Origin of the sequence: Microbacterium sp. SORGH_AS_0888, assembly GCF_030818905.1 — a bacterium.
In the GTDB taxonomy this organism is placed as follows: Bacteria; Actinomycetota; Actinomycetes; order Actinomycetales; family Microbacteriaceae; genus Microbacterium.
This window is the reverse complement of sequence record NZ_JAUTAZ010000001.1, coordinates 2,739,178-2,753,182: the sequence shown is the minus strand read 5'-3', so window position 1 is coordinate 2,753,182 and position 14,005 is coordinate 2,739,178. Positions and strand designations below refer to the sequence as shown.

Below are 14,005 nucleotides of genomic sequence, written 5' to 3'. Positions count from 1 at the left end.
GTCCCGATGAATACCGATGACCAACGCAGCGTTGTCAGCGGGGCGGGCCGTTCGTACTCTCGAAAGAGTGCCCACCCGTGGGACCGCGCGGCCGGCAGACGAACAGAGAGAGACATGAGCGACTTCTTCGATCGGGAGGGCGATCGCGCCTACACCCGCGACTACAAGGACAGCACCCCGGACATCCTGGCGTCCTTCAACGACTTCAACTCCACGGTGTTCGCGGCCGAGGGACGCGAGATCCCGCTGAAGTTCCGTGAGCTGATCGCCCTCGCGGTCGGCATCACGACCCAGTGCACGTACTGCATCGACGCGCACGCGCAGGCCGCCGTGAAGGCCGGCGCGTCCCAGGCCGAGCTCGCCGAGGCGGCGTGGGTCGCGACCGCGATCCGCGCCGGCGGCGGATTCGCCCACGGCCGGCTGGCGTTCAAGCTCTCCGGCATCCACGACCTCGCGGAGGCGGGTCACGTCCATGGCTGAGATCCTGACCACGCCGGAGGAGCTGCGGGCGGCGCTCGACACCGGCGCCTACCCGGACGGCGGCCCCGTCCGCATCCTGGACGTGCGCTGGCGCCTGGACCGTCCGGACGGGCGGCCGGAGTACCTCGCGGGGCACATCCCCGGTGCCGTCTACGTCGACCTCGACCACGAGCTCGCGGAGCACGGCGACGACCCCGGCGCGGGTCGGCACCCGCTTCCGCCGGTCGCCGCGCTGCAGGAGTCCGCGCGCCGCTGGGGCATCCGCACGGGCGACACGGTCGTGGTCTACGACGACCTGAAGAACCTCTCGAGCGCGCGCGCCTGGTGGCTGCTGCGGTTCGCGGGCGTCGAGGACGTCCGCATCCTCGACGGCTCGCTGCGCGGCTGGACCGGTGCGGGCTTCGAGCTGGAGACCGGTGAGGCCGCGGCCCCGGAGACGGGCGACGTCGTGCTGGCCTACGGGGCGCTCCCGCACCTGGATCTGGCGGACGTGCCCGCCTTCGCCGAGTCCCACGTCCTGCTGGACGCGCGGGCGGGCGACCGCTACCGGGGCGAGGTCGAGCCCGTCGATCCGCGCGCGGGCCACGTCCCCGGGGCGGTGAGCGCGCCGACGACGGAGAACGTGGATGCGGCCGGCCGCTTCCTGAGCCCGGAGGCGCTGCGCGAGCGGTTCACGGCCCTGGGCGCCACGGCGGACGCACCGGTCGGTGTCTACTGCGGATCGGGGGTGACCGCGTCCCACGAGGCCGTGGCGTTGACGCTCGCCGGCTACGAGGCGCGGGTGTTCCCCGGCTCGTGGAGTCAGTGGTCGAACCATCCGGAGCTGCCCGTCGCGGTGGGGGCGGAGCCCCGCTGAGCGTGCGGTGAGCCGGCCGCGGCGGCGTCAGGGCTCGCGCACGCTCCAGCCCACGCCCTCGAGGCCGGCCGCCAGCAGTGCGGCGGCGCGCCGCGCGACGGCGGCCGACGCGTCCGAGCAGACGTCGATCACCACCGGCGGCGGATCGGCGAGCTTCGGGATGTGGACCTCCGCCCACGCGGAGGGCGCGAGCCCCACCCGCGGGTAGGCCGTGCCGCGGTGCTCGACCGTGCCGTCGCTCACGAACGCGATGACCTCGAGCGCATCGGGTCTCGAGGCCGCCACGTCGGCCACGAGCGTGACGACGAAGGGTCCGCCCCGCCGTGTCCCGTCCCGATCCGCCCACGCCGACATTCTCGCCGATGCGCGGCGCCGCCTCACGGCGGTCCGCTCTCAGTGCGGGAGCGGACCGCGCCGCCGTCCCCGCGCCCACAGCACGGCGGCTCCCGCCGCTCCCAGCAGCAGGAGGACCCCGAGGATGCACAGCAGCAACGGGACGGGGTTGCCGGCCGCGAAGGCGCTGAACGGGTCCATGCCCCGGTCGGCGACGTCCGAGCCGTTCCCCGGAAGGATGTCGCGCGCCGCCTTCGCCGCCTCGTCCGCCGCCTGCGCCGGGGCGGGCCCTGCGGCGTCGCCCTCGAGCAGCGCGGCCGCGACCGCACCGCACCCCGAGCCGCCCGCGACGGCCGTCCGCGGATCGACGTCGCCGACGGCGATCGTCATCGTCTCGCGGTCCGAGGACACACGACCGTCCGCGAGCGTGACGGTCTGGGTCGAGGTGATGCGGTAGACCCCCTGGGCGCTGAAGGCCCAGTTGGCGTGGGCGTGCACCCCCAGCGGGATGTCGTACGACCCGCCGTCGGCGAAGATCACCTGCTGCACGCCGCCGAACGAGCCCGAGAGGTAGGCCGTCACGCGGCCCGGTCCCTCGATCGCGTCGATCGTCCACCGCACGGGGCCGCGGACGTTGCCCGCGTTGAGCGACTCGGTGCTCCAGCCGAGCCACACGAGGTCCGGGTCCTGGGTCTGCGGCACCTGCCAGATCGCCGACCCGGCCGGTCCCACCTCGCCGAAGCCGGCGGGGAGCGTGACGCGCGCCGACGGCTTGAGCCAGAGCACCACCCCCGAGGGCTCGCGGTACACCTTGCTCCCCGAGCTGTCGTCGCCGACGAGCGAGTGCAGCGAGCCGTCCACGATGCGGGAGGCGTAGTCGACGTGCCCGGCCGAGAGGATCGTGGCGCCCGCGACGCAGGCGTTCGCGGCGATCTGCTGGGCGGCCGGCGCCGTGGCCGCGGCATCCTCGCGCGGCGGCGCCGGCACCGTGACGGTCCCGGTGTCGACCGCCTCGCGGCAGCGGGCGGGATCGATCGACAGGACGTCGGCATCCCCCACCGCGACGGCGAGCACGAAGGTGTCGGAGGAGGTCCGGCCGTCCGCGAGCTGGGCCGTGCGCTGCATCGAGAGGCAGTAGTTGCCCGCCGCACCGAAGGCCCAGGAGCCGTGCGCGTGCGTGTTCTTGGGGATCGTGACGCGGTCGGCGTCCGTGATGCCGTCGCGTGTGCTGAACAGCACGCGGGGCTGGCCGAACGCCCCCGTCTCGTACAGCGCGAACTCGCCCGGTCCCGAGCTGTCCACGAGCGACCAGGTCACCCCGCCCGTCGTCGCCGACAGCGGGATCCCCTCGGTAGACCAGCCGGGCCAGACGAGCCCCTGCTGCTGCGTCTGGGACACCTGGTAGAAGGCGGAGCCGGCAGCGCCGAGGAACGCCCACGCGTCGCCGGCGGGGACCGTGGCGCGCGCGTCGGGCCGCACCTGCAGCACGGTGCGGGAGACGTCGCGGTACACCGGCTCGGTCACGGAGGCGGAGTCCTTGATCCGCGTGACGAGACGGCCGCCCTCGACAAGCGAGGCGATGTCGACGTGGCCGTCGTTGAGGACGACCGCTCCCGCGCGGTTGACCGTGCCGTTGGGCACGTCCCACACACCGGTCTCGGGCGCGCCCCCGTCCCCCGGCGTTCCGGGTGCGGTTCCGGATGCGAGGACCGTCGCACCGTCCCAGCCCAGCAGCTCGCCCGTCCGAGCCTTCACGACGATCCGGTGCGATCCGGGGCTCATGTCGGCGGGCAGACGCACCTGCGTCGCGCCCGAGGAGCCGAGCTGGGCCCAGCCGAGCCAGTGCGAGGCATCCGCCCACACGGACACCCATTGCCCGGCACGCGCCGCATCCACCTGCACCGTGACCAGCTGCCCCGCGGTGAGGCCGCCCGCGGCGCCGAGGACGGCGACGCCGCCGCGGGCCGCGTCGGTCAGCGTGTCGAGCGGGATCGGCGCGGCGTCGGTCTCGGTCGGGGCACCGTCCGGGGTCTGGAAGCAGCGCGTCGGGTCGATGGCGGCGACCGCGACCGCGCCGACGGCGAAAGCGAGCGTGAAGGAGTCGCTCACGCGCTCCCCCGAGGCAAGGGTCGTCTGTCGCGTGAACGCGAGGCAGTACGCGCCCTCGGCGCTGAACGCCCACGTCCCGTGCGCGTGGATCGTCTTCGGGATATCGAACGTGTCGGCCGCCGTGATGCCGTCGCGGGTGTCGAAGTACACCTTCGGTCCCGTGAACGGGGTCTGGTAGAGCGCGAACTCGCCCGGCCCCTGCGCGCGGTCGAGGGTCCAGGTGACCCCGGTCGTCGTGGCGGAGGCGGGGATGCCCTCGGTCGACCAGCCCGGCCACAGGATCCCCTCGACCTCGGTCTCGGGCAGGAGCCACGTCGTGGCCCCGGCGGACCCGAGGAAGGAGTACGCCGCGTCGTCGGGCACCGTGGTCTGCGCCTCGGGCCGCACCTGCAGCACGGTCCGGCGCGGGTCCCGGAGCGTCTCGGGCTGCGAGGCGTCGCTCGCGTCGGCGATGACGGTGGTCAGCGAGCCGTCGACGATGCGGGAGGCGACATCCACGTGTCCGGCGGTGACGATCGTCGCGCCCGACGCCGTGAGCGAGTGGTTCGGGACGTCCCAGTCGGTGCTCGGCGTGCCCGGATCGGGGTTCCCGGGCTCGGTCCCGCTCCCGCCGCTCGCGCACGGGGTGACGCCGTGCGCGTCCACGCCCGCGGCGACCGTGAGCGTCTTGGTGACGCGGAAGGCGGTGCCGTCGCGGAGCGTCCCGGTCCAGGTGAACGGCACGCAGTAGACGCCGGACGCGGAGAACACGTGGTTGGCCGGGAAGTTGGAGCCGGGCCACAGCCGCTCCGTGATGCGGACCGGGGCCTGCCGGGAGTCCAGCTGGACGGCTTGCGAGTCCGTGCTGTTGCCGCGGCGCTGATAGGAGCCCGGGCCCGAGACGGTGCCGAGCGTCAGGGTCACGTCGCTGCCGCCGGTGTCCCACTCGAGCGTGCGCCATCGGTCGCCGTAGCGGTACTCGCCGGCCGCCGCGGAGGCCGCGTAGACGACCTTCTCCGGGTCGAAGAAGGTGGGCGTCCCGCCGCCGCGCTGCCCCACCGAGGCGACGACATCCGCGACGCCGTTCACGCGCCGGAGCTCCAGCGAGGGGTTGATGGACTGTGTGTCCACGACGCCGGGACCCGCCGAGAGGGTGACATCGCTCGGGGCGGGCGCCGCCGGGACCGCGCTGGAGCGCTCGCACGGCTGCACGGTGGCGAGGTCGACATCGCCGACGACCACGGTGAGCAGGGATGCCGCGGTTCGGTCGTGGCTCTCGTCCAGGGCGGGGCGCAGACTCGCCCGGACGGCGATGCAGTAGACGCCGGCCTCGGTGAACGCCCAGTTGAGGTGGCGATGGGTGCGCCCGAGCGAGAAGGGACGCGGCGTCTCCTGCCGCGAGTCGAGCAGGAAGCTGTCGCCCGACCACGCGTACGCCTCGCCCGGCCCCGACACCTTCTGCATCGACCAGGTCGCGTGGCGCTCCGTGAGGCCGTAGGGCAGGTAGAGCATGCTGAGGCCCGGCCACAGGGTGTAGGCGGAGTACTCGCTGCCGGCCGAGAACCCGTAGTACGTGGTTCCGGGCGGGCCGATGAAGGTGCGGTCGTCGGCGGCGTCGGGCTGACGCACCGTGTACCTCACGTACGTCCCCTTGCCGACCCAGACGGCGTCGTGCAGCGCGTGCACCCCCGTGGAGGTGGATGCGTCGCCGGTGGCGAACTCGATCCCGCCGTGTCCGTCCTCCCGGACGGCCAGGTCGAGGTGTCCCTTGTCGATCCACGCGACCGAGGGATCCAGCTGCCCGGGCTGTCCGCCGCCGGGCGTGTCGCCGCCGCCGGTGCCCGGCTCCCCGGTCTCCTGCGAGCACGGTGCGACGGCCGAGGCGTCGACGCCGACCGCGAACGTGAAGGTGGTGGCATCCGAGGCGGCGGTGCCGTCCGCGAGCGTGACCGACGAACGGAGGGTGACGCAGTACACGCCGTCCTGGGTGAAGGCGGTGCCGAGCGCCTCCCCGCCCTGGATCTCCTTGGTGCGGGTGTAGAAGGGGTCGCTCCAGCTGGGATCGCCTGCGGCGGCGTATTGCGGCGTCTGCGCCGCGCCGTCGCGGCTGTCCCAGAAGCCGATGCCGTCGACGCCCGTCACGTAGCCGTTGATCGCCCGATAGGCGAAGAAGCGTCCCGACCCGGTCGTGGTCGTCTTCTCCAGCACGACGTCGACGCCGCCGTAGTCGGTGATCTGGTCGGGACGGAGGGAGCGGGCCTCGAGGTCGAAGGTGAGGTCGTTGGCCTTCTCGTCCTGACGCCGGCCGTCGGTGCCCGCCAGCCGGAAGTCCCCCGAGGTGCGGTAGGCGCGGTCGTCCTCCGGCAGATAGCGGGCCCAGAGCTCTTTCTGGGACGTCGCGAGCCCGGCGGCCGGCCACCGGCTGTCGCGATGCGGCAGGGAGAAGACGATGCGGGAGGGGTCGTAGGAGGTGAGGCGGCCCCGATCGGACACGACGGGGTCCAGGGAGAAGACGCCGTCGGTGAGCCGCGAGTCCAGCAGCACGGTGCCGGAGTCGACGACCGTCATCCCGGTCGCCGCGGACGGTGTCGGCAGCGGGCCGTGCGGGGCGATCGCCGCCGGCTGCGCGCAGGGCTCGACGGTCGAGGGGTCGACGCCGCCCACCGCGAACGTGAGGGTCACGTCGTGGTTGAGCGCCGTCCCGTCGGCGAGCTGGGTGTAGCTCGCGAGCGTCACGCACGTGCGCCCCGCCGCCGAGAACGCCACGGCGAACGGCAGCTTCTCGGTCTCCCCCGTGGGGCGCGAGAGCATCGGGTACGCCTGGGAGCCGACGTGGAAGGTCGTGCCGGCGTTGCTCGTGCCGTGTTCGAGGAGCCCCGCCGCTCCCGGTCCCGACACATCGCCCAGGCCCGTCCAGACGGGCGACGCCTCGAACGCCCAGGACGGGGCATAGAGGTCGGAGGGGGAGATCGCGCTCGTGTCCAGCCGGAACGAGAGGGAGCCGGTGGGCGCGGCGGGCGTGCTGGTTCGCCACACCGGCTCCCGCTCGGGGGCGATCTCGTTCCAGAAGGCGGCATCCTGCGCGTCGGCGCCGCCCGGCCAGGCCTCGGCATCCGGCACCGCGAACACCGTGCGCGCCGGATCCAGCACCGCACCCGACGCATCCTCCACCGTCTGCACCAGATCCCCGTCCACCAGCCGCGACACCAGACTCACCTCGCCCTCACGCACGACCCCCGTCCCCGGCGCCGGCTGCCCCGTCTCCTGCGAGCACGGGACGACCGCGGCGGGATCGACGCCGATCGCGAACGTGAAGGTCGCCGTGTCGGCGGTCTCCGTTCCCGCGGCGAGGATCGTCTGCGAGCGGAGGGTGATGCAATAGACCCCCGCGTCCGTGAACGCGGTCCCGAGGGCCGCCCCTCCCGTGTACTCGCGGTCGCGCTCGTAGAACGGCGACCCCGTGCTCGACGAGAACTCGGCCCCGCGCGGGGAGAGTGCATCACCGGCGCGACTCGACCAGAAGCCGATGTCCTCCGGCGAGAGGATGTAGCTGCCATCACCCTGGGCGTAGGCGAAGAAGCGTCCCGTGGGGCTCGTCGAGGTCATCGCCACCGCGGAGTACTCGACGCCCTGGTCGGCGGCGAGCTGCTGCTCGTCGATGAATCGCGCCTCGAGGTCGAGCGTCAACGGGTTCGCCGACTCGGGTGCGCCGGGCACGACGAAACGGCCGCTCGACCGATAGGCGCGTTCGTCCTGACCGAGGTAGCGCGCCCACATCTCCTTCTGCGAGGCGTGGGCGCCCGACGCGGCCCATTCGGTGTCGCGGGACGGCAGCGAGAAGACGACCTGCGAAGGGTCGTAGGAGGTGGTCCGCCCGCGGTCGGAGGTGACGACGTCCAGCGACAGCGCACCGTCATGGAGAGTGCTCGCCAGCAGCGCCGTGCCGGAGTCGATCACCGTGACCCCGGTCGCCTGGGCGGCGATCGGCTGGGGCCCCTGCGGTGCGATCGCCGCGGGCTGGGCGCAGGGCTCCACGGTCGCCGGGTCGACGCCGCCGACCGCGAAGGTGAGCGCCACGTCGTCGTTGACGAAGGTGCCGTCGGCCAGCTGTGCGTGCGCGCTGAGCGTGACGCAGTATCGGCCGGCGCCGCCGAAGGCGACGGCGATCGGCGACGGCTCCGCGTCGACGGGCTCGATCGACACCGCCGTGAGCGGGCCCCGGACGCCGGAGCGCGCGGTCGTTCCCATGTCGTAGAGCCCGTTGCCGAGCAGTCCGGCCGCAGCGGGACCGGTGACCCCGCCGAGCCAGGTGCGGAGTTTCGGTGCGACATCGGCGTACCATACGTGGACGTCCGCCGGGGAGATGTTGCTGCTGTCGAACGCGACGCGCAGCGGATTCCCGGGCACCTGCGGCGTGGAGGTGCGCCAGATCTGCCCGTGCTCGGGGGCGATCTCGTTCCAGAAGGCGGCATCCTGCCCGTCGGCGCCGCCCGGCCAGGCCTCGGCATCCGGCACCGCGAACACCGTGCGCGCCGGATCCAGCACCGCACCCGACGCATCCTCCACCGTCTGCACCAGATCCCCGTCCACCAGCCGCGACACCAGACTCACCTCGCCCTCACGCACGACCCCCGTCTGCCCCGTCTCCTGCGCGGTCTGGTCCGTCTGCTCGCCCTGCTCGGTCTGCGCCTGCGCGTCGGTCTCCGTCTGCGCGGCGTGCTCCTCGGCAGCGGGCACGACCTCGAACGTGGCACGCCCGCGGGTCTCGGCCGACTGCTCCCCCGCGGCGGAGGAGACCGTCACCGTGGCCGTGAGATCGATCGCGTAGGTTCCCGCGACGGAGAAGCGGATGTCGAGCTCGGCCGCGCTCGCCGAGGTGACCGTCACCGGCGTCTCCGGCGCCCAGGCGGTGCGCTCGTCGCCCCACCGCGTCAGCACCTCGACCGCGGCGCCGTCGGGGGCGGTCGCGACGACGTAGCGCAGCTCGGCGGACTCGACCGAGGAACCCTCGGGGAGCCCCTGTGCCACGACCGCGCCGCGCGTGAGCGTCTGCTGCCCGGCGACGGTGTCGAACACCGTGCCCTCGAGCGGGACGGGCTGGTCGCCCTCCGCCGCGACGATCGCCGCGCCACCGGCGCTGGCGACCACGAGCGGCAGCGTGGCGTCGGCGAGGGCGACGTGCCGGGCCTCGGACGTCGGCCCGGTCTGGGCCGCCGCGGCCGGGGCGACCGTGCTCACGACGATCGCCGCGGTACCGAGAGCGGCCAGGGCGGCCCGCCACATCCGGCGACGAGAGGGAGAGACGGGGGCGGAGGACGCGCGGGTCATGTACGGGCTTTCACGTCGGTCGTGTGATCGGCGAGCGGTCGCGCGGCATGTGCCGCATCACTCGCTAATGAGATTCATTCTCATTAATAGCACACTCTCAGGCGCGCCCCCGCGCCTGGCGGCGCCTGGCGGCGCCCGTCGCAGGATCGCGCGGGCGTCGCAGGATTCCGGCGAAAAGGTGCGACATCCGTGCGGCCCTGCGACCCTGCAATCCGCAGGTGCAGGTGCAGGTGCAGGAGCGAGCTATGGATCGCATGAGAATCACGGAAAGGTAACGGCGAAGCCTTGTGGGCCGTTACCTGACCGTTATAGAGTGCTCGCACGGTAACTGTTTTGCTGTGGCAGCTACCGGCATGTGATTGCAGGACACTCTTGGTGCAAGGGACAAGGGCCGGCCGGAAGCCTCTCCGACCGGCCCTTCACCACGCCCGGACCGGCATCACACGCCGCGACCGCCGCGCCGCCTGCCGCCGTCATCGAACGACATCGTGCCCACTCGACGGGGTCCGAAAGCGTAGCGTCGGAGGCATGACGACGCGCCCCGACAAGCACGATCCCGCCACCCTCGCGTTCGCCACCCAGGCCGTCCACGCGGGCAATCGCATCGACCCGGGGAGCGGCGCCATCCGCACCCCGCTCGTCATGGCAAACTCCTACGCGCTGCCCGACGACCCCTCCACGATCGATTGGTCGGGCACCGACGTGCCGCTCTACACGCGCAACTCCGGCGTGAACCAGCTCGCGCTCCAGGAGCGCCTCGCGGCCCTCGACGGCGCGGAGGACGCGGTCGTCCTCGCCTCCGGCGTCGCCGCCCTCCACGCCGTGTTCTTCACGTTCCTGCGCACGGGCGATCACGCGATCATCGCGGACGTGACGTACGAGGCGTCGTGGCGGCTGTTCGCCGAGCTCCTGCCGGAGAAGTACGGCATCGAGGCGACGTTCGTCGACGTGTCGGATGCGGCCGCGGTCGCCGCCGCGGTGCGCCCGAACACGCGGCTCGTGCACGTCGAGACGATCGGCAACCCCACGACGAAGGTCGCCGACATCCCGACCCTGGCCCGCATCGCGCACGAGGCGGGCGCCCTGCTCTCGGTCGACTCGACGTTCACGCCGCCGCCGCTGTACCGCCCGCTCGCCGATGGCGCCGACCTCGTCGTGCACTCGCTGACGAAGTACATCAACGGGCACGGCGACGCGATGGGCGGCGCGGTGCTCGGGCGGTCCGAGCTGATCCGTCGCGTGAAGTCGGAGGCGATGGTCGACGTCGGCGGCGTGATCTCGCCCTTCAACGCGTGGCTGATCCAGCGGGGATCGATCACGCTCCCGCTGCGGCTGCGGCAGCACCTCGCGACCGCCGAACGGCTGGCGGCGGTCCTCGACGCGGACCCGCGCGTCGCCTACGTCGCATACCCGGGTCTGCCGACGCATCCGCAGCACGAGCTCGCGACGCGACAGTTCGGCGGACGCGGCTACGGGGCCATGATGGCGTTCGCCGTGGACGGCGACGGCGAGGCGCAGAACCGGTTCGTGTCGTCGCTGCGGGTCGTCACCTCCGCCGTCTCGCTCGGGCACGACGAGTCGCTGATCGTGCACGTCGGCGGCTCGGGGCCCCGCACCGCGGCCTACCCGGAGGAGTTCCGCCGCTACGGCCACCTGCGATTCTCGGTCGGACTGGAGGATGCCGCGGACCTCGAGGCCGATCTGCGGGCGGCCCTCGACGCGACGTTCGCCTGAGCCTGAGCCCGGGTCGCGCTCAGCGGGCCTGCGCGCGGCGCACGCGCCATGACTCGAGGGCGATGCCCGACAGCCCCACGGCCCAGAGCACGAACACCGAGGCCCAGGCGAGGCGCAGCTCGTCGAGCGTGTAGGACGCGGGGTCCGCGCCCTGCAGATCGAGCACGAGCCCGATGAGGTACACCGCGATGAGCGCCGCGATGAAGCCGCCCATGTTGACGATCCCCGTGGCCGTCGACAGTCGCGCGACCGGGTTGAAGCGACGGGTCACGTCGAACGCGATCATGGATGCGGCACCACCGCTGGAGAGCACGACCATCCACACGATGATCAGCCAGAACGGGGCGGGGCCCGGCGTCAGCAGGATGCCGGCCAGCACGACCGCCTGCGCGATCACGGAGACCGTCGCGACCAGGGCACGGCGCCGCGGATACGATCCGGACAGGGTCCCCATGAGCGGGGCGAACACCGCACCGGCGAGCACGAACACCGTGACCATGAGGCTCGCGTCGGCGCTCGAGAACCCCTCGCCGTGGACGAGGAACGGCACGCCCCACAGGAGCGCGAACGCCGTGCCGGCGAAGGGCGTGACGAAGTGCACCCAGAACGCGAGCCGGGTGCCGGGCTCCGCGAGGGCGGCGCGCAGGAGCGCGAGCTGGCCGGTCCGTCGGGCGGCGCCCGGGCGGGCGGGCAGGATCCTCCGCTCCCGCACGCTCAGCACGTCGATCACAGCGAAGACGACGAACACGGCGCCCAGCGCGCAGAAGCCGCCCGCCCACGACACGCTGTGCACCGCCGCGGCGAGGACCGCGACGCTGAGGATCTGGCCGAGCTGCCCGACCTGGGCGGTCACCTGCTGCAGCAGCGGGACACGGCGCACCGGGAACCAGAGGGTGAGCAGCCTCAGCACACTCGGGAAGACCATCGCGTCGCCCGCGCCGGTGAGGATCCGCGCGAGGATGGCGGAGGCCGCATCCGGGGCGAAGGCGAGCCAGAGCGACCCGGCGGCCATGACGAGCATGCCCGTGGTCAGCACGACGCGGGAGCCGAACCGATCGAGGAGGAGCCCCGCCGGGATCTGCATGCCGCCGTACACGGCGAGCTGAAGCGTCGCGAAGAGCGCGAGCGTCGAGGAGTCCGCGTCGAAGCGCACCGCGACATCCGTGCCGAGGCCGGCGAGGGAGCTGCGACCGATGATCGCGAGCAGGTAGGTGAGCGACCCGACGATCCAGATGACCCACGGCATGGCCCCCTGCACTCTCGCGGGGGTGAGCGGAATCGACCCGGTGGAGGCGCCGAAATCCGTCATGTCCCCTCCACCCTACGCCGCCCCTCGCCCCGCCCCTCCCCTGACCGGGCTAGACGCCGCCTCCGCCGCCACCCCCGCCGCCGCCGCCCGCGGAGCCGCCGCCGGTGGAACCGCCCGAGGTGCTCGAGGATGCGGACGACACGGCGGAGAGCGATCCGATCCCGGCGGAGAACGCGGCCGCATTGAAGCCCGCGGAGCCCGCGTACCACCCCGGCGAGCCCGAGTCGCCGTAGAGGACCGCGAGGCGCTCCGCCCACTGCTTCTCCTGGCCGAACACGACGGCGTACGGCAGGAGCGGCTCGTAGATGCGCAGCATCGTCCCCGCATCGGCGGTGTCGACCGGCACCCGCTCGGCTCCCTCCGGCGACTGCAGCATGCGGATGCGGTCGGCCTCCGCCCACTCGATGAACACCCGCAGCCCCGCGAGGTGGTCCCTCAGCTCCGCCCCCGCGCGCGTCAGGGGCCGATGCGCGAGGACGGCGATGACCACGAGCACGAGCGGCACGATGGCGATGAGCAGCAGGACCGGCACGAGCGGATCGACCGACGCGCGCAGGGCCAGGATGCCGCCGAGCCCGTCGGCGAACGCCCCCGCGAGCAGCGCCAGGGCCGGCGGCGTACGCACGGTCCACGGCACCGTGCGGTACAGGCCGAGCTCCTTCAGGTGCCGACCGGCCCAGGACAGCAACGCGCGCGCGGCCGCCGAGAGCCGCCTGTCGGTCGACCCGAACGTGAAGGATGCCCCGGGGGCCGCCCGCTTTCCGAACAGGCCCTCCAGCAGCATGCGTCCGTCCTCGTCCGCGCGCGCCGGGTCGACGAGGACGGCGACGAGCTTGGTGCGCCCGAACCAGCCCGCTTCGCCCTCCTCGATGCGGATGCTGCCGGCCACCGCCTGCTCGAGCACCTCGGCCGGGATCGCCTTCGCCGACGTCGCGAGGAACACCGCGCTCGAGAGCGCGTCGATCGCGGGCGGCGTGTACTCGGCGATGACGACGGGGCGCCCGGGGTCGTCGCGCAGCCGCCGCCGTCTCACCGCGATCGCCCAGCCGACGGCGACGAGCAGGAGCGCGACGCCCGCCAGCTGCAGCCACGCCCAGCCGGAGGCGAGGTAGCTCGCGTCGAAGGGCACGAAGGTGCCGGGTGCGAACCCGACCGCGATCGTCATCGCCTGGTTCGGTGCGAGGTCGGTCGCCGTCGCCGTGACGACGCCGCCGTCGGCCGAGATCGGGCACGCCGCGGTGGACCCGACCGACCCCGCGTAGCAGGCCTGCGCCCCCGTGAGCGAGGGGACGAGCGCGGGGTCGACGTGCACGGTCGCCGTCACCGCCCCGAACGGCTGCGCCCAGTCGGCGCCCAGGACGTTCCAGTAGAGCTCCTCCGTCCCGGTCCGCGGGAAGTACCAGGTGACGTTCTCGAGCTCGTAGGTGAAGACGTAGACCTGCTCGCCGTGCACGTACCCGGGCGCACGCGAGGTCATCCAGAACGTGCCGTCGTCGGTGTCGGTCTCCTCCTCGCGCGACTGTCCCGCACCATCGGTGATCGACACGAGGCGCGGGCGCAGCGGCTGCCCGTTGTACCTGTCGGGGATGCCGCGGCGCATCCCATGGTTCTGATCGCTGTCCGGGAACTCCGCGACGAACCGCTCGACGACCCGGAGGCGGCTCGTGCCGTCGTCCGCGCGGGAGAGCACGTAGTCGACATCCAGGCTGCGGAACCGGAAGTCGTCGACGTCGCCGGCGGCGAGTGCGACGCCGGACCTGCCCGACGCCGAGACCGCGGAGGCCGAGGAAGGCACCACGGCGCCGGCTGCGAGAACGACCGCGAGTCCGATCGCCAGCACCCCTGCGGCCGCCCGCCGCCACACGCTCCGCATGACG

The 14,005-nt window shown here is 73.2% G+C and carries 7 protein-coding genes; 3 read left to right on the top strand and 4 right to left on the bottom strand.

The genetic code is table 11. From position 1 onward, the window contains the following. Positions 1-114 precede the first annotated feature (114 nt). Both QE381_RS13340 and QE381_RS13335 read left to right on the top strand, forming a co-directional pair. The gene (locus QE381_RS13340; RefSeq protein WP_307218901.1) at positions 115-480 is read left to right on the top strand and encodes a carboxymuconolactone decarboxylase family protein; all 366 of its coding nucleotides are present in this window, start codon (positions 115-117) and stop codon (positions 478-480) included. Continuing rightward, positions 473-1,336 carry a sulfurtransferase gene (locus QE381_RS13335; protein WP_307218899.1) on the top strand — a complete coding sequence of 288 codons (864 nt, stop codon included), beginning with the start codon at positions 473-475 and terminating at the stop codon, positions 1,334-1,336. Before QE381_RS13340 ends, QE381_RS13335 begins: the two co-directional genes overlap by 8 nt. 27 nt (positions 1,337-1,363) lie before the next feature. On the opposite strand, the gene QE381_RS13330 is transcribed toward QE381_RS13335, so the two are convergent. Together QE381_RS13330 and QE381_RS13325 are read right to left on the bottom strand one after the other, a co-directional pair. After that, complete coding sequence (locus QE381_RS13330; protein WP_307218897.1) at positions 1,364-1,690, bottom strand: hypothetical protein; 327 nt, start codon at positions 1,688-1,690, stop codon at positions 1,364-1,366. 39 nt (positions 1,691-1,729) lie between these two features. Further along, complete coding sequence (locus QE381_RS13325) at positions 1,730-9,040, bottom strand: TIGR03773 family transporter-associated surface protein (protein ID WP_307218895.1); 7,311 nt, start codon at positions 9,038-9,040, stop codon at positions 1,730-1,732. Between the two features lie 573 nt (positions 9,041-9,613). On the opposite strand from QE381_RS13325, the gene QE381_RS13320 reads away from it, so the two are divergent. Beyond that, complete coding sequence (locus QE381_RS13320) at positions 9,614-10,819, top strand: PLP-dependent aspartate aminotransferase family protein (protein WP_307218893.1); 1,206 nt, start codon at positions 9,614-9,616, stop codon at positions 10,817-10,819. A 19-nt stretch (positions 10,820-10,838) separates the two neighbouring features. Here the strand turns inward: QE381_RS13320 and QE381_RS13315 are convergent, their stop codons facing one another. Together QE381_RS13315 and QE381_RS13310 are read right to left on the bottom strand one after the other, a co-directional pair. Then, a complete protein-coding gene (locus QE381_RS13315) occupies positions 10,839-12,128 on the bottom strand; it encodes a nitrate/nitrite transporter (RefSeq protein ID WP_307218891.1) in 1,290 nt (429 codons plus the stop codon). Positions 12,129-12,177: 49 nt separating this feature from the next. Then, positions 12,178-14,001, bottom strand: coding sequence for a DUF2207 domain-containing protein (locus tag QE381_RS13310; protein ID WP_307218889.1), 1,824 nt, complete (start codon positions 13,999-14,001; stop codon positions 12,178-12,180). Between the last annotated feature and the right edge of the window lie 4 nt (positions 14,002-14,005).